The organism is Nonomuraea roseola (assembly GCF_039535395.1).
Taxonomy (GTDB): domain Bacteria; phylum Actinomycetota; class Actinomycetes; order Streptosporangiales; family Streptosporangiaceae; genus Nonomuraea; species Nonomuraea roseola.
Genome location: NZ_BAAAXC010000012.1, coordinates 894,994 through 916,740, shown reverse-complemented (window position 1 = coordinate 916,740; position 21,747 = coordinate 894,994). Strand labels below are relative to the sequence as shown.

Sequence of the window (21,747 nt, the reverse complement as noted above, 5' to 3'; positions counted from 1 at the left end):
ACTCGCCGCGGGGGCACGCTGGAGCTGTGAGCGACAAGCTGCCGTTTGAGTTCTTCCTCTCCCCGGAGTTCGGCGCCGACCCCTACGCGGTCTACGCCGGGCTCCGGGCCGAAGGACCCGTCCACGCCATCGACTTCCCCCCTGGAGCGTCCGCGTTCGTGGTCGTCGACTACGAGCACGCCAGGCCCGCGCTGAACGATCCGCGCCTGTCCAAGAACCTCGCCAGCGGACCCGAGTGGTTCCGCGACGCCATCTCGCAGCAGAACCCGGTGCTCGGCGACAACATGCTGATGTCGGATCCTCCCGACCACACCCGGCTGCGGCGGGTGGTCTCGAAGGCGTTCACGCCGCGCAGGATCGAGCTGCTGCGCCCGCGCGTCCAGGCGATCACCGACGAGCTGATCGACGCCTTCGAGGGCGACACCGTCGAGCTGATCGACGCGTTCGCCTTCCCGCTGCCGATCATCGTGATCTGCGAGCTGCTGGGCGTGCCCGACCGTGACAGGGCCGATTTCCGCAGGTGGTCGGGGGCGCTGGTCACGCCGGCCGTCAACGAGGAGCTGGCGAGGAGCCGCGACGAGGCCAGCGACGCGCTGCGCGCCTACTTCACCCGTCTGATCGCCGAACGGCGCGCCGCTCCCACCGACGACCTGGTGAGCGTGCTGGTGACCAGCGACGAGCTGAGCGAGCGGGAGGTGCTCTCCACCCTGGCGCTGCTGCTGATCGCCGGCCACGAGACCACCGTCAACCTCATCGGCAACGGCATGCTGGCCCTGCTGCGCAACCCCGACCAGCTCGACCTGCTGCGCGCCAAGCCCGAGCTGCTGCCCAACGCGATCGAGGAGTTCCTGCGCTACGACGCGCCCGTCGAGCGGGCGACCTTCCGCATCGCGCTCGAGGACATGGAGATCGCCGGCACCCCCATCCCGAAGGGCAGCTTCGTGCACGTCTCCATCGGCGCGGCGGGCCGTGATCCGAAGGCCTTCGACCGGGCCGAGAGCCTCGACGTCGGCCGCGAGGACAACAGGCACGTCGGCTTCGGCCACGGCCTCCACTTCTGCCTCGGCGCGCCGCTCGCGCGCATGGAGGGACAGATCGCGTTCGGCTCGCTGCTCGCCCGGCTCGGCGACATCAGGCTGGCCTGCCCCGAGGAGCAGCTCAGGTGGCGCTTCAGCGGCTCCATCCTGAGATCGCTCGCTGCCCTTCCGATAACGATCTAGGGTGGCTGCCGTGCCGGAGAAACTACCGTTCGAGTTCCTTTTCACCCCCGAGTTCAGCAGGGACCCCTACGCCGTCTACGCCTCGCTTCGCGGACAGGGTCCGATCTTCCCGATCGACTTCCCTCCCGGCTTCGACGCGTACCTGATCATCGATCACGAGCACGGCAGGGCGGCGCTGAACGACCCCCGCCTGTCGAAGGACATGCAACGTTTCGGCGACTACTTCAAGGCGGTCGCCACCGAGGACGACATCCTCTTCGACTCCAACATGCTCTCGGTCGACCCGCCCGACCACACGCGGCTGCGGCGGATCGTCTCCAAGGCCTTCACCCCGCGCAGGGTCGAGGAGCTGCGCCCTCGGGTGCAGGCGATCACCGACGAGCTGATCGACGGCTTCGAGGGCGGCGCCGCCGAGCTGATCGACGAGTTCGCCTTCCCCCTGCCGATCATCGTGATCTGCGAGCTGCTGGGCATTCCCTCGCAGGACCGCGACCAGTTCCGTGAGTGGTCGTCACTGCTGGTCAACCCCACCTTCGTGCCGGAGGAGGTCGAGCGGCGCAGGGCGGCGGCGCGCGCCACGACGGCCTACTTCCGTCGCATGTGCGAGGAGCGCAGGCAGGAGCCGCGCGACGACCTGATCAGCGCGCTGGTGGCGATGGAGGAGCTGACGGAGAAGGAGCTCATCTCCACGCTCAGCCTGCTGCTGATCGCCGGTCACGAGACGACCGTCAACCTGATCGGCAACGGGGTGCTGGCGCTCCTGCGCAACCCCGACCAGCTCGACCTGCTGCGCGCCAAGCCCGAGCTGCTGCCCAACGCGGTCGAGGAGTTCCTGCGCTACGACGGCCCCGTCGAGCGCTCCACCCCGCGCTTCGCCTCGGAGGACCTGGAGATCGCCGGCACCCGCATCCCGCGTGGGGCCATGGTGCACGTCTCGATCGGCGCGGTGGGGCGCGACCCCGAGGTCTTCGCCGAGCCGGACAGGCTCGACATCACCCGCACCGACAACAGGCACGTCGCCTTCGGGCACGGCATCCACTTCTGCCTGGGCGCGCCTCTGGCCCGGCTGGAGGGGCAGATCGCCATCGGCACCCTCCTGGAGCGGCTGCCGCAGCTGGCGCTGGGGTGCGCGGAGGAGGAGCTGAGCCGACGGCTGACCGGCTCGGTGGTGCGCGGCCTGTCCCAGCTGCCGGTCCGTTTCTGAACCCAACCCGCACCGGGCTGCTGGTGTGCCAGGGGGGCTCGGAGACTTCGGGCGAGCCCCCTCAGGCGTTCCCCAGGGCCCACCCTACGACTGCGGTGAGGCCCCTTGGGGACGTGGCCGCAGTCGTAGGGTGGGCGTCTCGGGTGGTCTACGCCTCGGCCTTGGGCTTGGCGTCGACCCCCGCCTCCTTGCGCTGGTCGACCGTGATGGGCGTGGGAGCGCCCGTCAGCGGGTCGAAGCCGGAGGCGGTCTTCGGGAAGGCGATCACGTCGCGGATGGACTCACCGCCGGCCAGCAGCATGCAGATCCTGTCCCAGCCGTAGGCGATGCCTCCGTGCGGGGGCGGGCCGTACTTGAACGCCTCGAGCAGGAAGCCGAACTTCGACTCGGCCTCCTCCTTGGAGATGCCGAGCACGTCGAAGACGCGCTGCTGCATCTCGGCGCGGTGGATACGGATCGAGCCTCCGCCGATCTCCATGCCGTTGCAGACCATGTCGTAGGCGTAGGCCAGCGCCTCGCCCGGGTGGTCCTGGAAGTTGTCGGCCCACTCGGGCTTGGGCCCGGTGAAGGGGTGGTGGACGGCAGTCCAGCCGCCCTCGCCGTCCTCCTCGAACATGGGGGCGTCGACGACCCACAGGAACGACCACTGCGACTCGTCGATGAGGCCGCAGCGGCGGCCGATCTCCAGGCGGGCCGCACCGAGCAGGTCGCGCGAGGCGTTGCGGGCGCCTGCGGCGAAGAAGATGGCGTCGCCCGGCTTGGCCTCGACGAAACCGGCCAGGCCCTCGCTCTCCTGGGCGGAGAGGTTCTTGGCGACGGGACCGCCGAGCGTGCCGTCCTGCTGAACCAGGACGTAGGCCAGGCCGCGGGCGCCGCGGGACTTGGCCCAGTCCTGCCAGCCGTCGAGCTCCTTGCGGGTCTGCGAGGCGCCGCCCGGCATGACGACCGCGCCGACGTAGTCGGCCTGGAAGACGCGGAAGGTGGTGTCCTTGAAGAACTCGGTGACGTCGACGAGCTCCTGGCCGAAGCGCAGGTCGGGCTTGTCGGAGCCGTAGCGGGCCATCGCGTCGGCGTAGGTCATGCGCGGCAGCGGCGTGGGGATCTCGTAGCCGAGGATCTCCTTCCAGATCCTGCCGATCAGCGCCTCGCCGATGCCGATCACGTCCTCCTGGTCGACGAAGGACATCTCGACGTCGATCTGGGTGAACTCGGGCTGGCGGTCGGCGCGCAGGTCCTCGTCGCGGTAGCACTTGGCCAGCTGGTAGTAGCGCTCGAGACCGCCGACCTGGAGCAGCTGCTTGAACAGCTGGGGCGACTGCGGGAGGGCGTACCAGTTGCCGGGCTGCAGCCGTACGGGCACCAGGAAGTCGCGCGCGCCCTCGGGGGTGGAGCGGGTGAGCGTCGGCGTCTCGACGTAGACGAAGCCGTGCTCGTTCATCACCTCGTTGGCCAGGTAGGTGGCCTTGGAGCGGATGCGCATGGCGTTGGCCACCGACGCGCGGCGGATGTCGAGGTAGCGGTAGCGCAGCCGCGCCTCCTCCGACACCTCGGTGTTGCCCTCGATCGGGAACGGCAGCGGGGCCGCCTCGCTCAGCACCTCGACCGTGGTGGCGACGACCTCGATCTCGCCGGTGGGCAGCTCGGGGTTGGCGTTGCCCTCGGGGCGGATCCTGACCTCGCCGACCACCTTCACGCAGTACTCGCCGCGCAGGCCGTGCGCGTCGTCCTCCTCGCGGAAGACCACCTGCGCCGAGCCCGAGGCGTCGCGCAGGTCGATGAAGACGACCCCGCCGTGGTCACGGCGGCGGGCCACCCAGCCCGCGAGCGTCACCTGCTGCCCGGCGTGCTCCTTTCGGAGCTCACCGGCCTTGTGCGTGCGAATCACTGCAGCTTTCCCTTCAAAACGTCGGAGACCTGGGCCAGCGGCACCTCGGTCTGCTCTGCGGTGGTCAGGTCCTTCACTTGTACGGCCTGCGCGGCGAGGTCGCGCTCGCCCAGGATCAGCGCGAACCTGGCGCCCGAGCGGTCGGCGCCCTTCATCGCGCCCTTGAGCCCCTTGCCGCCGAAGGCCATGTCGACGGAGAGCCCCGCTGTGCGCAGCTCCTCGACGAGCAGGAACATCCGGCGGCGCGCCTCCTCGCCCAGCGGGACACCGTACACCTGGACGCGGGCGGCCGGAGCCTCGTCGAGCAGACCCTCGGCCTCCATGGCCAGGTAGGTGCGGTCGACGCCGAGGGCCCATCCGACGCTGGGCAGCGCGGGGCCGCCGAGCATCTCGCTGAGCCCGTCGTAGCGGCCCCCTCCGCCGACGGCCGACTGCGAGCCGAGCCCGCCGTGGACGAACTCGAAGGTGGTACGGGTGTAGTAGTCGAGCCCGCGCACCAGCTTCGGCTCGTCGGTGAACGGCACGCCGAGGGCGGTCAGCAGGGTGCGGACCTCCTCGTGGTAGGCCTTGCAGGCCGCGCAGAGGTGGTCGGCGACCAGGGGCGCGCCCTCGAGCTGCTCCTGCACCTCGGGGCGCTTGTCGTCGAGCACGCGAAGCGGGTTGATCTCGATGCGCGCGCGGGTGGCCTCGTCGAGGTCGAGGCCGCGCAGGAAGTCCTGCAGCGCGGCCCGGTAGACGGGGCGGCACACCTGGTCGCCGAGGGAGTTGAGCAGCAGCTTGACACCCTTCAGCCCGAGGCTCGCGAAGCCGCGCCATGCCAGCACGACCAGCTCGGCGTCGAGCGCGGGGTCCTCGGCTCCGAGCGCCTCGGCGCCGACCTGCCAGAAGTGGCGGTAGCGGCCCTTCTGCGCGCGCTCGTAGCGGTACTGGCTGCCGGAGTACCAGAGCTTCACCGGCAGCTGGCCGTTGTGCAGGTTGTGCTGCAGGACGGCCCGCACGACCGAGGCGGTGCCCTCAGGACGCAGGGTCAGCGAGCGTCCGCCCTTGTCGTCGAAGGTGTACATCTCCTTCGACACGACGTCGGTCGACTCGCCGACTCCGCGCTTGAACAGCTCGGTGTCCTCGAAGGTGGGCGTCTCGACGTAGCCGTAGCCCGCCTGCCGTACGGGGGCGGCAAGAGCCTCGCGGACCGCGAGGACGCGCTCGGAGGCGGGCGGCAACAGGTCGTAGGTGCCCTTGGGCGATTGGAAAGTCATCAGATCCCTCGTGTGGGACCGGCGTGCGGCGCGGCTTCTTTGAGATAAGGGTTGGTGGCGCGCTCGCGGCCGATCGTGGTCTGCGGTCCGTGGCCCGGCAGGACGACCGTCGAGTCCGGCAACGGCAGGCACGTGGCCGCCAGGCTGCGCAGGATCGTCGGGTAGTCGCCGCCCGGCAGGTCAGAGCGGCCGATGGAGCCGGCGAACAGCAGGTCGCCCGAGAACATGATCTCCTCTGGAGGCAGCCTGAAACTCACCGACCCCCTGGTATGGCCGGGGGTGTGGTCGACCACGAACTCCATGCCCGCCAGGTCGACGACCGCGCCGTCGGACAGCTCGCGCACGTCGTCGGGCTCGCTCAGCGTGATGCCGCCGAAAAGCTGGCTCGAGGTGGGCGACCATCCGGCGGAGGGATCGCTCAGCAGGTGGCGGTCCTCGGGATGGATCCACGCGGGAACCTCGCGCGCGCCGCACACGGGAGCCACCGACCAGACGTGGTCGAGGTGGCCGTGGGTGAGAAGGACCGCCACGGGCTTCAGCCTGTGCTCGCGCAGCAGGTCGTCGATGCCCTCGACCGCGTCCTGGCCGGGGTCGACGATCACGCACTCCTCGCCGGCGGCGGGCGCCACGAGGTAGCAGTTGGTCTGGAACGCCCCTGCGGGGAAGCCTGCGATGAGCATTGCCTCGGCTGAGTCTCGTCAAGAAAGCGGATGAGAATGTAACCGAAGCGTACCGGTGCTGGCCGCTGGGCTGCGAACCATTACCGGTTGGCCGATACGATTCGCCCACCTCAGTTGATTCGATAGGGGAGGCAAAGCGGTGTCCACGGGCAAGGACCGCCAGCGGCAGCTGGCACGTGAGCACTTCGAGCGGCAGATGCAGCGTCGCGCCGAGCGTGAGGCGAAGGCGAAGCGCACCGCCGTCATCGGATCGTCCGTGGGCGTTCTCGTGGTCGTGGGCGGTGTCATCGCCGCGACCACTCTGCTGGGCGGCAATGACGGCTCCTCGGCCTCCGAGTCGCCGTCGGCCGCTCCCTCCACCTCCGCCGCGGCGGGGCCCAAGCCGTTCGACCCCGCGACGGGCGAGTGCGGCTACCTGCCCGACACCAGCGGCGCGGTCAAGGACGTCGGGCTCCCGCCGGCCAAGGCCGAGGCCAAGGACGCGGTCATGACGTTCAAGACCAGCCAGGGCGACATCGTCGTCGAGCTCAACGGGGCCAAGGCCCCCTGCACGGTCAACTCGCTCAAGCATCTGGCGGCCAAGAAGTACTACAACGGCAGCAAGTGCCACCGCCTGGGCAGCGCGCAGTTCCCCATGCTGCAGTGCGGCGACCCGACCGCCAAGGCGAACGGCAAGTCCCAGTCCGACGGCCAGGGCGGCCCCGGCTACCGGCTCGCCGAGGAGAACCTCGAGGGCGCGGCCTACAAGCGCGGCGTCATGGCGATGGCCAAGACGAGCGAGCCCGGCACCACCGGCAGCCAGTTCTTCCTGGTGTACGGCGACATCGGGCTGACCCCCGATTACACGCCTGTCGGTACCATCACGAAGGGTCTCGACATTCTCGACAAGGTCAACAAGGCGGGTGTTATCGCTCCTGGTCCTGACGGCACCGGCGCACCCAAGGAGACGGTCGAAATCAAAGACGTGACAATCTCTGCCAAGAGCTGACGTAATACAACTGGGGGCAGTAGTCCCCGAAGGGTCTGATGAGAGTGCGGGAGGACACGGTGAGCACCGACCCGTGGGGCCGGGTAGACGACGACGGCACCGTCTACGTGCGTACGGCCGAGGGAGAGCGGGCCGTCGGGTCCTGGCAGGCCGGTGAGCCCGAAGAGGCGCTGGCCTACTTCCACCGCAAGTTCGACGAGCTGGCGGGCCAGGTCCAGCTGCTCGAGCAGCGCGTCAAGGGCACCGACCTGGCGCCCGCCCAGGCCGAGGCCACCATCGTCAAGCTGCGCGAGGCCGTGGCCGACGCGCACGCCGTCGGCGACCTGGGCGCGCTGGTCCAGCGGCTCGACGCGCTGACCGAGCTGGTCGCCAAGCGCCGTGAGGAGGTCAAGGCCGCCCGCGACGTGGCCAGGGCCGAGGCCAAGGGCATCAAGGAGCGCATCGTCGCCGAGGCCGAGCGCATCGCCGAGGAGACCACGCACTGGAAGTCCGGCGGCGAGCGCCTTCGCCAGCTGGTCGAGGAGTGGAAGACGGCCGAGCGCATCGATCGCGTCACCGAGGCCGCGCTGTGGAAGCGGCTGTCGGCCGCCCGTACCGCCTTCGCCAAGCGGCGCAAGGCCTACTTCGCCGGGCTCGACGAGCAGCGCGAGGGCATCCGCTCCCAGAAGGAGCGCATCGTCGTCGAGGCCGAGGCGCTGGCCGACTCCACCGACTGGGGGCAGACGGCCGCGATCTACCGCGAGCTCATGCAGCAGTGGAAGTCGGCGGGCAGGGCCTCGCGCGAGGTCGAGGACGAGCTGTGGGGTCGCTTCAAGGCCGCCCAGGACCAGTTCTTCCAGGCCCGTTCGGCGGTCTTCGCCGAGCGTGACGCCTCGCTGGCGGCCAACGCGGAGGCCAAGGAGGTGCTGCTGGCCGAGGCGGAGAAGATCCTTCCTGTCACCGACGCCAGGGCCGCGCGCGCCGCGCTGCGCTCCATGCTGGAGCGCTGGGAGGCCGTCGGCCCCGTGCCGCGCGAGCAGCGCGACCGCCTGGAGGGCGGCCTGCGCCGCATCGACGACGCGGTGCGCAAGGCCGAGGAGGCGGAGTGGAAGCGCTCCAACCCCGAGGCCAGGGCTCGCGCCCAGAGCACCGTCGACCAGCTGCGCTCCTCGATCGAGCAGCTGGAGAAGAAGCTCGGCAAGGCCCAGGCCGCGGGGCGGGCCAAGGACGTCAAGGACGCCGAGGAGGCGCTGGCGGCCCGTCGTTCGTGGCTGGAGGAGGCCGAGCGCACGCTCGCCGAGTTCAGCTGAGGGTGCGGGAGGCCCGGTCACACACGGTCATTGGGCCTCCCCCCTCCTCCCCTTTCTCTTTACGATCACAAGGCTCGTGATGATCGACGAAAGGGGTCAAGATGACGATCGAGATCAAGCCGGTCGAAGAGGTAGAGACCACGGGTAACAGCAACAGCTGCTGAACCGTTTCGTGGGGTCTCGGCAGGGACCCCACGCCACCTCTCCCGGAGTCAGGCCCATGCCTTCTCGGATTCAGGTGAATCCGGTCTTTCCCCTGTTCATCGACGACTCCCGCGAGCGGGTTCGGCTCGGCGACTTTCCGCCGACCGGCCGGGTGCTCGAATCGGCAGAAAAGCCTTTACGCGCGCTTTTCCGGCTCTGCGCGCGAAAACCACGATCGAAACCAGAGCTTTACCGCCTCCTTGACGGAGTAACTCCCGACGAGATAGACGCGGCCGTCGAACAATTGCTGGCCGCCAGAATTCTCGTCACACAGGAGGAGCTGTCGGCGCTGACCGCCGACGAGCGGCACTCCAGGCAGACGCTGTTCCTGTCGATGTTCCACGCCGCCGACCGGGCCCTCGCCGCCCAGCGCGACCTGGCGCTGCGCCGGGTCACGGTGCTCGGAGCCGGCGCCATCGGCGGCGCGGTCGCCCTCCAGCTCGCCACGGCGGGCGTGCGGCGGCTGACGCTCGTCGACGACGACAGGGTCGAGCTGTCCAACCTGCACCGCCAGCACCTCTACACCACCTCCGACCTGGGCGGCTCCAAGGTCGCCTCGGCCGCCGCCAGGCTGCGCGCCCACGTCCCCTCCGCCGAGGTCGTCGAGATCGAGCGCAGGATCGCCGGCCCCTGCGACGTGCCGCTGGCGGAGGCCGACTTCGTGGTCAACACCGTCGACACGCCGCAGCCGCACATCCGCCGCTGGGTCAACGCCGCCTGCGTGGCGGCGGGCGTGCCGTTCGTGACCGGCGGATTCAACCAGCACGTCGGCCTGGTCGGCCCGCTGGTGGTGCCGGGCGTCACCGGCTGCCTGGCCTGCCAGGAGCGCACGCTCGCCCGGCGGTACGGCACGACGGAGCTGCCGAGCGCGGACAACGCGGGCCGTACGATCCCCGCCTTCGGGCCGCTGTGCGCCGCCGTGTCCGGGCTCATGGCGGGCGAGATCATCCGCTACCTGACCGGCACGGGCGCGCCCGCCATCGAGGGCAGGACCGTCCACCTCGACCTGCTCGACCTGACGACCAAGGGCCACGCCTTCGAGCGCCTGCCGGCCTGCGAGGTCTGCGGGTGAGGCCGGACCTCACCTTCCTCAGCGTCGTCGAGGACGGCCCTGACGACTACGTGGTCGGCAACGGGGTCGCGTTCGTCAACGTCCCCGGCATCGCGGCGACCGTCCTGGCGCTGCTCGACGGCTCCAGGACGGTGGAGGAGGTCAGGAAGGAGGTCCTGGAGCGGCACGGCGCCGACGTGGACGTGGCGGCCTTCGTCGCGGGCCTGGACGGCGTGGGCCTGCTGCGCGAGCCCGACCTGCCGCCGAACCTCTGGGACAGGATCAGGCCCTGGCAGGTGCGCTGGCTGTTCTCCCCCGTCGCCAACGCGGTCGTCGCCCTGCTGACGCTCTGCGCGGTCGCGGCCGTCATCGCGCGGCCGGGGATCGTCACCGGCATGTCGGGACTGGTCTGGGCGGACAGCCTGGCCTTCACGCTGTCGTTCGCGGTCGGCTCGTGGGCGCTGGTCTTCGTCCACGAGCTGAGCCACATCCTCGCCGCCCGCTCCCTGGGCGTGCGGGCCGAGCTGTCGCTCGGCACCCGCCTGCAGTTCCTGGTCGTGCAGACGAAGGTCACCGGCGTCTGGCGGCTGCCGCGCCGCCGCCGCTACCGCGCCCACCTGGCGGGGATGCGCACCGACCTGTTCCTGGTCGCCGTCAGCGCCTGCGCGCTGTACGTGGCCGAGCACGGCCTGGCCCGCCTGGTGCTGGCCATCTGCGCCTCCCAGATCGTCTGGCAGTTCCTGTTCTTCATGCGCACCGACGTCTACTACGCCTTGGCGAACGCCTGCGGCAACAAGAACCTCATGGCCGACGCCCAGGCCTACCTGCGCGAACGCAAGAGCGGACGTGGCAGGGACAAGCCGGTCGGCGTGCGGGTCTACGCGTGGTTCCTGGTGGCGGGCAGGGTGCTCGGGCTGGCGTTCCTTGTCGGCTACACCATCCCGATCACGGTGGCGGTCTGCCGCCAGGCCGTCGCCGAGTCGCAGCCCGCCACGCTCGTGGTCGTCGCCTTCGGCTGGGCGCTCTACCTGTGGGTCTTCGCCCGTCGGAGGCTCACGGCGCTTCGGTCCGCGCCAGGCTCACGATCTTCCTAGTACGTACCGGTAACGATGCGGGGAAGGTACGGGACCCGGGTGCCATGGGTCAGCCGCCGGCGGCTCCGCTGACGCGGTAGACGTCGTAGACGCCCTGGATGCTGCGCACGGCCTTCAGCACGTGGCCCAGGTGCTTGGGATCGCCCATCTCGAAGGTGAACTTGCTGACCGCCACCCGGTCGCGCGAGGTGGTCACCGACGCCGACAGGATGTTGACGTGCTGGTCCGACAGCGTGCGCGTGACGTCCGACAGCAGCCTCGGCCGGTCGAGCGCCTCCACCTGGATCGCCACGAGGAACACGGAGTCCTCGTTGGGAGCCCACGTCACCTCGACCAGGCGGTCGGGCTGCTCCTTCAGCTGCTGCACGTTCGAGCAGTCGGAGCGGTGCACGGAGACGCCGTGGCCGCGCGTGACGAAGCCGACGATGTCGTCGCCCGGCACGGGCGTGCAACATCGCGAGAGCCGTACCCACACGTCGGAGTCGCCCGCCACCACGACGCCCGCCCCGCCACCGCTCTTGGGACGGCGGCTGAGCCTGGTGGGCATCGAGGTCTCGGCGATGTCCTCCTCGGCGCTGTCGACGCCGCCGATGGAGGCCACGAGCTTCTGCACGACCGACTGGGCGGCGATGTGCCCCTCGCCGACCGCCGCGTAGAGGGCCGAGACGTCGGGGTAGCGCAGGTCGCGGGCGAGCGCCAGCAGCGACTCACCGGACATCAGGCGCTGCAGCGGCAGGCCCTGCTTGCGCATGGCCCTGCCGATGGCCTCCTTGCCCGCCTCGATCGCGGTCTCGCGCCGCTCCTTGGAGAACCACTGCCTGATCTTGTTCCGGGCGCGGCCCGACTTGACGAACTTCAGCCAGTCGCGCGAGGGACCGGCGTCGGGCGACTTGGAGGTGAAGATCTCGACGGTGTCGCCGTTGCCCAGCCGCGACTCCAGCGGCACCAGCCGTCCGTTGACCCGCGCGCCGATGCAGCGGTGACCGACCTCGGTGTGGACGGCGTAGGCGAAGTCGACGGGCGTCGCGCCCTCGGGCAGCGCCACCACCTGGCCGCGCGGGGTGAAGACGTACACCTCCGACACCGACAGGTCGAAGCGCAGCGACTCGAGGAACTCGCCAGGGTCGGAGGTCTCCTTCTGCCAGTCGAGCAGCTGGCGCAGCCACGCCATGTCGCCGCCCGGCTGCTTGACCTTGCCCGAGGGGCCAGGCGTGCCGGCCTCCTCCTTGTACTTCCAGTGCGCGGCGACGCCGTACTCGGCCCTGTGGTGCATCGCGTGCGTGCGGATCTGCAGCTCGACCGGCTTGCCCTCAGGACCGATCACCGTGGTGTGCAGCGACTGGTACATGTTGAACTTGGGCATCGCGATGTAGTCCTTGAACCGGCCGGGCACCGGGTTCCACCTGGCGTGGATCGTTCCGAGCGCCGCATAGCAGTCGCGGACGGAGTCGACCAGGACCCTGATGCCCACCAGGTCGTAGATGTCGTCGAAGGCCACGTCGCGGGCGATCATCTTCTGGTAGACCGAGTAGTAGTGCTTCGGCCTGCCCTTGACCACCGCGCGGATCTTCGCGTCGCGCAGGTCGGCCGAGACCTTCTCGATGACCTCCTGCAGGAACAGGTCTCGACGAGGGGCCCGCTCGGAGACCATGCGGGCGATCTCGTCGTAGCGCTTGGGGTAGAGCATCGCGAACGCGAGGTCCTCGAGCTCCCACTTGATCGTGTTCATGCCCAGGCGGTGGGCCAGCGGCGCGAAGATCTCCAGCGTCTCGCGGGACTTCTGCTGCCGCTTGTGCTCGGGCAGGTAACGCATCGTGCGCATGTTGTGGAGGCGGTCGGCCAGCTTGATGACCAGCACCCTGATGTCGCGCGACATCGCCACGACCATCTTCCGCACGGTCTCCGCCTGCGCGGCGTCGCCGAACTTGACCTTGTCCAGCTTGGTGACGCCGTCGACCAGCAGCGCGATCTTGTCACCGAAGTCGGCGCGCAGTTCGTCGAGGCTGTAGGCGGTGTCCTCGACGGTGTCGTGCAGCAGCGCGGCGCACAGCGTCTCGTCGTCGGTGCCCAGCTCGGCCAGGATCGTCGCGACGGCCAGCGGATGCGTGATGTAGGGATCGCCGCTCTTCCGCTTCTGGTCGCGGTGATGGTAGGCGGCCACGTCGTAGGCACGCTCGATCACGCGCAAGTCAGCCTTGGGATGGGTGGCCCGGACCGTCCTGAAAAGCGGCTCCAGCACCGGATTCATGGCCCCACCCCCAAACCGTCGACGACGCACCGCTGGAACGCCGGAACCCCCATCGGAATTTCCGGCTTCGGTTACGTCGGGCACGACCACTTCACGGGGCACACAGACTCCTCGCGTCCGAGTCCAGATCCCCTCAGTGTATCCAGGTGGGAAACCCGCGCGTCGGCCGGTGCGCCAATCACACGATCACGAGCGAGTGGAGATCGACTCCCGTGAGCCGCTCCCTGCCCTTCAGGAAGGCCAGCTCCATGAGGACGGCCAGGCCGACGACCTCCGCTCCCGCCCTCTTTACCAGCTCCACAGCGGCCTCAGCCGTACCGCCTGTGGCCAGCACGTCGTCGACGATCAGCACGCGGTCGCCGGGACTGAAGGCGTCCCTGTGGACCTCGATGTCGGCCGTGCCGTACTCCAGCTCGTAGGAGGTCTCGAGGGTCGCGGAGGGCAGCTTGCCCTTCTTGCGCACCGGCACGAACCCCGCCTGGGCCCGGTAGGCGGCGGGGGCGGCGAGGATGAAGCCGCGCGCCTCGATGCCCACGATCTTGTCGACGCCCGGGTAGAGGCCGGCCAGCTCGTCGATCACGGCGGCGAAGGCCTTGGCGTCGGCAAGGAGCGGGGTGATGTCCTTGAACACGACGCCCGGCTTGGGGTAGTCGTTGACGTCCCTGATCCTGTCGAGGATCAGCTGGCTCAGCTCGCTCACGTCGTGTTGTCTCCCTTGTCCGCGGGTGGCCCGCTCTACCGACGACCCACCCTCCCACAATCACGCGCCGGCGACGACATCGGCCTCGCGGCCGCCCCTGAGTCGCCCCCTCCCCTGCCCCAGAGCCCTCACCAGCCTTCTGCGGGCACTCACGCCCCTCGTCGTGTCCGCTGTGCTCTCCGATGTCGCGCAGCCGCGCCCCTGCGCGAGCGGACCGCCCCCGGACGCGGGCTCATGGTCTCCTGCGGCCACAACCCTGGCCGCTCCCACGGACGGGCGCCCGCAATCCCGGGACGCGAGCCTGTCCGCTCCCCCATGGCGCGAGGTCGCCGTCCCCGGGACACGAGCGGCCTCCCCCCGACGCGGGCTCACGGCCTCCTTGGGGACACGGGCCAGCCTCTCCCCCGGGGTGCGAGGTCGCCGTCTCCAAGACGCGAGCGGGCCGCTCCCCCCGAAGGGGTGAGGGCGGGGCCTCGGGATGCGCGCCGGTGTCTCCTGGCCCCGGGCTTCGGGGACGCCGGACAGGCTCCTCCCGGGACCACAGGGTTCGGGGACCCCACCGCTCCTCGGGCCACGGCCTTCGAGGACGCGAGCCGGGCCGCTCCCCCGGAACGCGAGGGTGCCTCTGGCCGTCGGGATACTCCGGCGGGCGGAGGCGGATTCTCTCGGATGGCGGGCTGGGTGCGGGGAAGCGGTCGCCTTTCGCCGGGGGCACATGGTGCCGCGTCGAGGGCGGGCAGGCGCGGCCCACGGCGCGCCTTCGGCAGGAGGCGGGTGGAGTGACCGGTCCGAGGAGCGGTGCTCGAGGGCGGGAACGTCGACGCCTCCGCACCCCCTGAAGCGGGGTGCGGAGGCGTCGGCGAGGTGGAGCTAGTTCTTCGCGACCGCGGCCCGCTTGGAGCCGCTCTTGCCGCCGCCCGTCGAGGCGAGCCTGCGGGCGATCGCCTGGTACTTCGGCTCGCGCTCCTTCAGCGTCACCAGCAGCGGCGTGGCCACGCACAGCGAGGAGTACGTGCCGACCAGCATGCCGACGAACAGCGCCAGTGACAGGTCCTTCAGCGTGCCCGCGCCCAGCACCGTCGTGCCGATGAACAGGATCGCGGCCACCGGGAGGATGGCGACGAGCGAGGTGTTCAGCGACCTGATCAGCGTGTGGTTGAGCGCGTCGTTGGCGGCCATCGTGTACGTCTTCTTGGAGGTCGTGCCGAGCTTGGCGGTGACCTCCTTGATCATGTCGAAGACGACGACTGCGTCGTACAGCGAGTAGCCGAGGATCGTGAGGAAGCCCAGCAGCGTCGCGGGGGTGACCTCGAAGCCCGACCAGGCGTAGATGCCGGCCGTGATCACCAGGTCGTGGATCAGCGCGACGATCGCCGCCAGCGCCATCTTCGGCTCGAAGGCCATGCTCAGATACAGAATGATCGCGAGCATGAACACGCCGAGGCCGATCCAGGCCTTGTTGGCGACCTCACCACCCCACGAGGCCCCGATCGAGGTGATCGAGATCTGCTTGGAGTCGACGCCGAGCTCCGTGGCGACCGACTGCTGCACCTTGGTGAGGTTGGCCTCGTTAAGAGTTTCGGTGGTGACCCGCCAGCCGCTGCCGGCCTGCTGGACGATCGGCTGGTGCACGCCCGCGTCGGTCATGGTCTCGCGGACCTGCTCGATGGTGGCCTTCGGCGCGGCGAAGGCGAACACCGAGCCGCCCTTGAACTCCACGCCCAGGTTCAGCGGGCTGCCGTTGGTGGCGGCGCTGAACACCAGACCGGCGATGGAGAAGAGGAGCAGGAAGGCCGAAAGGCTGTACCACAGCTTCCGGCGGCCGACGAAGTCGACGTCGATCTCGCCACGGTAGAGGCGACGCCCGAGTCCCATGTCAGGCCTCCTGCGGGGTGGTCGTACGGACAGTGTCCGGCCCCATGCGCTCGGCGTCGAGACCGGAGAGCTTGTGACCCTTGGCGAAGAACTTCATCCTCGCCAGCAGCGCGATGAACGGCTTGGTGAACATGAACACCACCAGCACGTCGATCAGCGTGGTGAGGCCCATCGCGAAGGCGAAGCCCGCCACACCGCCGACCGCGAGGAAGTAGAGCACGATGGCGGCGATGAACATGACCGCGTCGGCGATCAGGATCGTCCGCCTGGCTCGCACCCAGGCGACCTCGACGGCGGCGCGCAGGGTGCGCCTGCCCTCCTTCATCTCGTCTCTGATGCGTTCGAAGTAGACGATGAAGGAGTCGGCCGTGATGCCGATCGACACCACCAGGCCGATGATGTGCGGCAGCGAGAGGCCGAAGCCCGCGTACGTGCCCAGCAGCACGACCGCCTCGTAGGTGATGATCGAGGCCACCACCAGGCTCAGCACCGCGACGAGACCGAGACCGCGGTAGTAGAGCAGGGAGTACAGGACCACCAGGCCGAGGCCGATGGCGCCGGAGATGAGACCGCCCATGAGCTGGTCGTTGCCCAGCGTCGAGGAGATCGTGTCGATGGAGCTGCGCACGAACTTCAGCGGGAGCGCGCCGTACTTCAGCTGGTCGGCCAGCTTGGTGGCGCTCTCCTGGGTGAAGCTGCCGCTGATCTCGGCGCGACCGCCGGGGATCGGCTCGTTGATGTTCGGCGCGGTGATGACGACGCCGTCGAGGACGACGGCGACCATGTTGCGCGGAGCCTGCGCCTGGTAGGCCTTGGTGGTCAGGGCCGACCACGCCGAGGCGCCCGCGCTCTTGAAGTTCAGCTGGACGACCCACTGGCCCGTGGTCTGCTGGACACCCGCGCTGGCGGTGTCGATGTCGGCGCCGACGACCTCAGCCTTGTCGAGGATGTACTTGGCGGTGCCGTCCTGGTCGCAGGTGACGTACGGCTTGGACGGGTCGTCCTGGACGCCCTGGCCGCTGTTCTTGGCGCAGTCGAGCTCGTTGAACTGCTTGATCAGCGCCGGGTCGATGCCCGCGAGACTCGGGTCGGCGGCGGGGTCGCCGCTCGGCTGGGCGCTGGGCGTCGCCGAGGGCGTGGCCTTGGGGTCATTGCCCTTCGGGTCGTTCCCCTTGGCGTCGTTGCCCTTGGCGTCGTTGGCCTTGGGGTCGTTCGCCTTCTGCTCCGACTGGCCCCGCGTGGTCGCCGAAGGGGCGGGGTTGGGCGAGGTCAGAGCGGACGACAGGGCCTTGCCCGTCGGGGAGGCGCTCGGCGCGGGGGCCTTGGCCGACGGCTGAACGCTCGGCGCTGCGGAGGGTGAGCCCGACGGCTGTCCGCTCGACCCGGTGGTGGGGGTGGGCGCCTGCGTGGGCATGGTGCTCGGCTGCGGCTGGGCCGCCTCGGCGGCCAGGACCTGACGGAAGCGGAGCTCCGCCGTGGTGCCGACCAGCTTGATGACCTCGTCCTTGCCGGCCCCCGGCACCGAGATGACGATGTTGTCGCCGGACTTGGCGACCTCTGCGTCGGAGATTCCGGTGCCGTTCACCCGCTCACGGATGATGTTGACGGCGAGGTTGAGGCTCTCCTCGGAGGGGGGAGTGCCATTCGGGGTGACCGGCGAGAGGGTCGCCGTCGTACCACCTGCGAGGTCGAGTCCGAGCTTCGGCGTGAACGCCGGCTGCAGGAACATCGCCCCGCCCATGGCGAGAATGAGCGCCAGGAGCACCAGGAGCGTGCGCCCCGGCTTGCTCTGGCCGCTGGTCGGTCGGGCCACTGGTCGTCGTTTCTTTCAGGTAGGGGTCGGTCGCAAGACTAGTCAGGACTTGTTGGTGTTGGTGCCCTGATCGCCGTTGCGGTCCACCGTCTCGTCGGCTTCGTCGTTCGTCTCCGGGACCGCCGTCGCGGCGATCTTGTCGTCGACCGGGGTGACGACGCGGCCGATGGCGGCCTTCACCCAGCGGGTCTCGACCCCAGGAGAGACCTCCAGGATGACATCCTCGTTGTCAATGGCGACCACGGTGGCGAACAGGCCGGTGGTGGTCATGACGCGGGCGCCAGGCGCGAGCGAGTTCTGCATCTGGAGCGCCTCCTGCTGCCGCTTGCGCTGCGGCCTGATGAGCAGGAAGTAGAACACCACCACCAACAGGATGAGCGGCAGGATGTTCATGAGCGTTGAGTTCACGAGGGCGACCTTCCATCTTCTATACAAGATGATGACACCGGCTTCGAGCCGGAAATTCCATACGTTGCGTCGAGGGCCGCGCCGCTCAGCCCGTCAGCTTACACAGCCAGCCAAGCCACGGAGTGTAGGCGGTTGTTGCGAAACCCGGCAACGAGGCAGCGTTTCGGCGCGCGGGGAAGTTCCCAATTTGCAACGCTTGCAACCGTTCTGTGACCGCCCTTTCGAGAGCGTGTGCGGACCGCGCCGTGACGGCGGGTCAGCGGTGAGCCCGGTGAGCGTCTCCCTGGACGGGCGCCCGCCGGTGACCGGGGTGGCGCTCGGCGGGCTTGCCGCCGGGGATCAGAACGGGGCGTCGGGCGGCGGGGTCAGCCCCAGGTGAAGCCAGGCGGCCGAGGTCGCCACCCGCCCGCGCGGAGTGCGGGCGAGCAGACCCTGGCGCACCAGGAAGGGCTCGGCCACCACCTCCACCGTCTCGGGCTCCTCCCCCACGGCGACGGCCAGCGTCGACAGGCCGACGGGCCCGCCGCCGAACTTGCGCAGCAGCACCCCGAGCACCGCCCTGTCGAGCCGGTCGAGCCCCTCGGCGTCGACCTCGTAGAGGTTGAGCGCGGCCGAGGCGATGTCGCGGGTGATGACGCCGTCGGAGCGGACGTCGGAGAAGTCGCGCACCCTGCGCAGCAGCCTGTTGGCGATACGGGGCGTTCCGCGCGAGCGCCTGGCGATCTCGTGGGCGCCCTCGTCGGGCAGCGAGAGGCCGAGCAGCCTGGAGGAGCGCCGCAGCACCTGCTCGAGCTCGGCGACCTCGTAGAAGTCCATGTGGGCGGTGAAGCCGAACCTGTCGCGCAGCGGCGCGGGCAGCAGGCCCGCCCTGGTCGTGGCGCCCACCAGGGTGAAGGGGGCGATCTCCAGCGGGATCGCGGTCGCGCCCGGCCCCTTGCCGACGATGATGTCGACCCTGAAGTCCTCCATGGCGAGGTAGAGCATCTCCTCGGCGGGGCGGGCCATCCGGTGGATCTCGTCGATGAACAGCACCTCGCCCTCGGTGAGGGTCGACAGGATCGCCGCCAGGTCGCCCGCCCGCTCGAGCGCGGGCCCGGAGGTGATGCGCAGCGGGGCGCCGAGCTCGGCTGCGACGATCATGGCGAGCGTGGTCTTCCCGAGCCCCGGCGAGCCGCTCATCAGCACGTGGTCGGGCGGCCTGTTGCGCCTGAGCGCGCTCTCCAGGACCAGCGAGAGCTGCTCGCGCACCCGCCCCTGCCCGATGAAGTCGGCCAGGCGCTTGGGCCGCAGGGCCGCCTCGATCTGCAGCTCGTCGCCCTCGGCGTCAGGCGACACCAGGTCTCGCTCGATGCTCACGCTCCTACCCTCTCTCGCCAGGCCCCGCGTGCAAGCCCCTGGCTCATCGGATGCTCAGCACCCGCAGCGCCGCCTTGAGCAGCACGGCGACCTGCGGCTCCCTGCCCGCCACCACCTCGGCGTCGGCCTGCGGCTCCACCAGCGCGATCGCCTCGTCGGCGTCTCTGGTGGAGTAGCCGAGCCCGACCAGGCCCGAGTGCACCTGATCGCGCCACAGTGGCTTGGCCGCGTGACCGTTGAGGGCGGCGTTGACCGCCTCCTCCGGCGTGCCGAGCTTGTCCTTCAGCTCCAGCACGATGCGCTGCGCGCCCTTCTGGCCGATGCCGGGGATCCTGGTCAGCGCCTTGAGGTCGGCGGAGGCGACGGCGACCCTCAGCGAGTTGGGAGTATGGACGGCCAGCATGGCGAGCGCCAGCTTCGGGCCCACCCCGCTGGCCGTCTGGACCAGCCCGAAGACCGTGCGCTCGTCGTCGGTCGCGAAGCCGTAGAGGGTCAGCGACTCCTCCCTGACGATCAGGGAGGTCGCGAGCCTTCCGTGCTCGCCCACTCGCAGGGTGGCCAGCGTGCCGGGTGTGCAGTGCACCAGCACGCCCACGCCGCCTACCTCGATCACGGCGGAGTCGGGCGCGATGGCCGCCACGACCCCGGAAACCGACGCGATCACGACGCACGTCCTCTCGATGCCTTGGCCAGCGCCTCCGCCAGCCGGTTCTGGCTGCCGCCCCGCCACACGTGACAGATGGCGAGCGCGAGAGCGTCGGCCGCGTCGGCCGGCTTGGGCATCTCGGCCAGCCGCAGCAGCCTGGTGACCATGGTGCCGATCTGCTTCTTGTCGGCGGTGCCGCTGCCGGTGATGGCCGCCTTGACCTCCGACGGCGTGTGCAGCGCGACGGGCAGCCCGCGGCGGGAGGCGCACAGCAGGGCGATGCCCGCCGCCTGGGCGGTGCCCATCACGGTGCGGACGTTGTGCTGGGCGAAGACCCTCTCGACGGCGACCGCGTCGGGCCGCACCTCGTCGAGCCACTGCTCGATGCCCCGCTCGATGCCGACCAGCCTGGCGCCGAGCTCGTCGTCGGCCGAGGTGCGGACCACGCCGACCGCGACGAGCTTGAGCGGAGCCCCCGGCCGGCCCTCGACGGCCCCGATGCCGCACCTGGTAAGCCCTGGGTCGACACCCAACACCCGCACGGCCGCCCTCCCGTTCGCCGAACATCTGTTCGGCAGGGAACTCTACCCTGGTTGGGCGGGGCCCGCACGGCGAACACGCCCCGGCAGGCGAGCGGGGCAGGGCGTCACGGTCAGAAGTAGTCGATCATGTGGGCGGGGCCCGCGAACGCCGCGGCCAGCGCCTCGTCGAACTCGTCGGTGCCGGAGAGCATGCCGGACAGGCGCAGCGTCGAGACCGGGACCCCCGCGTACAGCGCCGACAGTCCGTTGACGGTGAAGCGCGCCCCCTCCCCCTCGGCCGCGCCCGCCGTACCCGAACCGCCGGAGACCTCCAGCCGCCACGTGCCGGTGTTGGCGGGCCGCTCGGGATCGTCCACCGTGATCAGCGCGTCGGCGGAGAGCACCGAGGGGAAGCCGCGCCTGGCGACGGCGTCGGCCACGTCCACGATCCTGAACATCCATCTGATCTGCTTGAGCTCCTCCTTGGCGCGCTCGCGAAGCAGCCACAGCACGGGGTCGTCGGGAGCGACGACGGCCGAGACCTTCGTGGCGATCGAGGAGGAGGTGCCGACCAGCGACCACAGGGCGCGGGCGGTCGCCTCGGAGCCTGCGACCAGGTTGTCGACCGAGATGTCGCCGTCTTCCCAGCTATAGGCGACGAAGCCGTCGTCGGCCAGGTAGAGGAAGTCGTCCTTGGCGCCGAGGAAGCGCCGCCACGAGCTCTCGTCCCAGCAGATGGGGCCGCTGGCGCGGTTGGCGGCGTGGACGCGGCCCAGGATGGCGATGACCTCGGCGGCGTCGTCGGGGCCCATCCTGCGGATCTTGACGGGCTCGGTTGGCCTGATGGTGCGCAGCGCCTCTGGCGACAGCGTGACGGCGTTCTCGGCGCCCGCGTGCTCCCAGCCGAGCGAGCGGTAGATCTGGGTGGTGGCCGGATAGAGCGCCGAGACGGCCTCCCCCAGCTCGGCCGCCCTGGCAAGGACGGCGCGCATGAGCTGCCTGCCGACGCCGCGCCCCCTGTCCTCGGGGTTGACGACGACGCCCGCGACGCCCGCCATGGGCTGCGGCCTGCCGCGCCACCACTGGGTGAACCCGGGCAGCCTGGCGGCGGCGGCCAGCCTGGAGCCGTCGAAGACGCCGAGGAAGCGCCCCTGCTCGAGCGCCGCCCTCGCGAGGGCGAACCAGCTCTCGGGGTCGCCGTCGAGCGGGCCGAAGGAGCGGACGCGGGTGTCGAGGACGGCTTCTAGGTCGTCGGACGTCAGATCACGAATCTCCACAAGCCGACAACCTACAACGGCCGCAGGATCGC

The 21,747-nt window shown here is 70.1% G+C and carries 18 protein-coding genes; 6 read left to right on the top strand and 12 right to left on the bottom strand.

Going from position 1 to position 21,747, the window contains the following annotated elements:
- The first annotated feature begins 26 nt into the window (after window positions 1–26).
- Both ABFX55_RS16475 and ABFX55_RS16470 read left to right on the top strand, forming a co-directional pair.
- Window positions 27–1,220 (top strand): cytochrome P450 family protein, encoded by a 1,194-nt coding sequence (locus ABFX55_RS16475; protein WP_346121909.1) that lies wholly within the window; start codon window positions 27–29, stop codon window positions 1,218–1,220.
- Between the two features lie 10 nt (window positions 1,221–1,230).
- Window positions 1,231–2,424 carry a cytochrome P450 family protein gene (locus tag ABFX55_RS16470; RefSeq protein ID WP_346121907.1) on the top strand — a complete coding sequence of 398 codons (1,194 nt, stop codon included), beginning with the start codon at window positions 1,231–1,233 and terminating at the stop codon, window positions 2,422–2,424.
- Between the two features lie 148 nt (window positions 2,425–2,572).
- Here ABFX55_RS16470 and aspS read toward each other — a convergent pair whose 3' ends face one another.
- The 3 genes from aspS to ABFX55_RS16455 are packed head-to-tail and all read right to left on the bottom strand — an operon-like array spanning window position 2,573 to window position 6,245.
- Entirely contained in the window at window positions 2,573–4,309 is a 1,737-nt protein-coding gene (gene aspS, locus ABFX55_RS16465; RefSeq protein WP_346121905.1) for an aspartate--tRNA ligase, read from the bottom strand.
- The gene (gene hisS / locus ABFX55_RS16460; RefSeq protein ID WP_346121903.1) at window positions 4,306–5,565 is read right to left on the bottom strand and encodes a histidine--tRNA ligase; all 1,260 of its coding nucleotides are present in this window, start codon (window positions 5,563–5,565) and stop codon (window positions 4,306–4,308) included. The genes aspS and hisS overlap by 4 nt, the downstream gene beginning before the upstream one ends.
- Window positions 5,565–6,245 (bottom strand): MBL fold metallo-hydrolase, encoded by a 681-nt coding sequence (locus ABFX55_RS16455; RefSeq protein WP_183662157.1) that lies wholly within the window; start codon window positions 6,243–6,245, stop codon window positions 5,565–5,567. Before ABFX55_RS16455 ends, hisS begins: the two co-directional genes overlap by 1 nt.
- Before the next feature lie 139 nt (window positions 6,246–6,384).
- On the opposite strand from ABFX55_RS16455, the gene ABFX55_RS16450 reads away from it, so the two are divergent.
- The 4 genes from ABFX55_RS16450 (at window position 6,385) to ABFX55_RS16435 (ending at window position 10,871) form a co-directional block, all read left to right on the top strand.
- The gene (locus ABFX55_RS16450) at window positions 6,385–7,233 is read left to right on the top strand and encodes a peptidylprolyl isomerase (protein WP_346121901.1); all 849 of its coding nucleotides are present in this window, start codon (window positions 6,385–6,387) and stop codon (window positions 7,231–7,233) included.
- A 38-nt stretch (window positions 7,234–7,271) separates the two neighbouring features.
- Complete coding sequence (locus ABFX55_RS16445) at window positions 7,272–8,522, top strand: DUF349 domain-containing protein (RefSeq protein WP_346121899.1); 1,251 nt, start codon at window positions 7,272–7,274, stop codon at window positions 8,520–8,522.
- Window positions 8,523–8,970: 448 nt separating this feature from the next.
- Window positions 8,971–9,798 carry a TOMM precursor leader peptide-binding protein gene (locus ABFX55_RS16440; RefSeq protein WP_346121897.1) on the top strand — a complete coding sequence of 276 codons (828 nt, stop codon included), beginning with the start codon at window positions 8,971–8,973 and terminating at the stop codon, window positions 9,796–9,798.
- Window positions 9,795–10,871 (top strand): PqqD family protein, encoded by a 1,077-nt coding sequence (locus ABFX55_RS16435; RefSeq protein WP_346121895.1) that lies wholly within the window; start codon window positions 9,795–9,797, stop codon window positions 10,869–10,871. Before ABFX55_RS16440 ends, ABFX55_RS16435 begins: the two co-directional genes overlap by 4 nt.
- Window positions 10,872–10,920: 49 nt before the next feature.
- On the opposite strand, the gene ABFX55_RS16430 is transcribed toward ABFX55_RS16435, so the two are convergent.
- From ABFX55_RS16430 to ABFX55_RS16390, 9 genes are all read right to left on the bottom strand, one after another.
- Window positions 10,921–13,119, bottom strand: a complete 2,199-nt coding sequence (locus tag ABFX55_RS16430; RefSeq protein WP_183662165.1) for a RelA/SpoT family protein — start codon at window positions 13,117–13,119, stop codon at window positions 10,921–10,923.
- Between the two features lie 178 nt (window positions 13,120–13,297).
- On the bottom strand, window positions 13,298–13,819 hold the full coding sequence (locus ABFX55_RS16425; protein WP_183662167.1) for an adenine phosphoribosyltransferase: 522 nt from the start codon (window positions 13,817–13,819) through the stop codon (window positions 13,298–13,300).
- Between the two features lie 870 nt (window positions 13,820–14,689).
- Complete coding sequence (gene secF, locus ABFX55_RS16420) at window positions 14,690–15,694, bottom strand: protein translocase subunit SecF (RefSeq protein ID WP_346121893.1); 1,005 nt, start codon at window positions 15,692–15,694, stop codon at window positions 14,690–14,692.
- Between the two features lies 1 nt (window position 15,695).
- Window positions 15,696–17,507, bottom strand: coding sequence for a protein translocase subunit SecD (gene secD / locus ABFX55_RS16415; protein ID WP_346121891.1), 1,812 nt, complete (start codon window positions 17,505–17,507; stop codon window positions 15,696–15,698).
- A gap of 42 nt (window positions 17,508–17,549) precedes the next feature.
- Window positions 17,550–17,915: a preprotein translocase subunit YajC gene (yajC, locus tag ABFX55_RS16410; protein WP_346121889.1), complete on the bottom strand. Its 366-nt coding sequence runs from the start codon at window positions 17,913–17,915 to the stop codon at window positions 17,550–17,552.
- Between the two features lie 339 nt (window positions 17,916–18,254).
- On the bottom strand, window positions 18,255–19,271 hold the full coding sequence (ruvB, locus tag ABFX55_RS16405; protein WP_346121887.1) for a Holliday junction branch migration DNA helicase RuvB: 1,017 nt from the start codon (window positions 19,269–19,271) through the stop codon (window positions 18,255–18,257).
- Window positions 19,272–19,314: 43 nt separating this feature from the next.
- Window positions 19,315–19,935, bottom strand: coding sequence for a Holliday junction branch migration protein RuvA (gene ruvA, locus ABFX55_RS16400; RefSeq protein ID WP_346121885.1), 621 nt, complete (start codon window positions 19,933–19,935; stop codon window positions 19,315–19,317).
- On the bottom strand, window positions 19,932–20,459 hold the full coding sequence (ruvC, locus tag ABFX55_RS16395; protein ID WP_183662176.1) for a crossover junction endodeoxyribonuclease RuvC: 528 nt from the start codon (window positions 20,457–20,459) through the stop codon (window positions 19,932–19,934). Before ruvC ends, ruvA begins: the two co-directional genes overlap by 4 nt.
- A 110-nt stretch (window positions 20,460–20,569) precedes the next feature.
- On the bottom strand, window positions 20,570–21,715 hold the full coding sequence (locus ABFX55_RS16390; protein ID WP_346121883.1) for a GNAT family N-acetyltransferase: 1,146 nt from the start codon (window positions 21,713–21,715) through the stop codon (window positions 20,570–20,572).
- Between the last annotated feature and the right edge of the window lie 32 nt (window positions 21,716–21,747).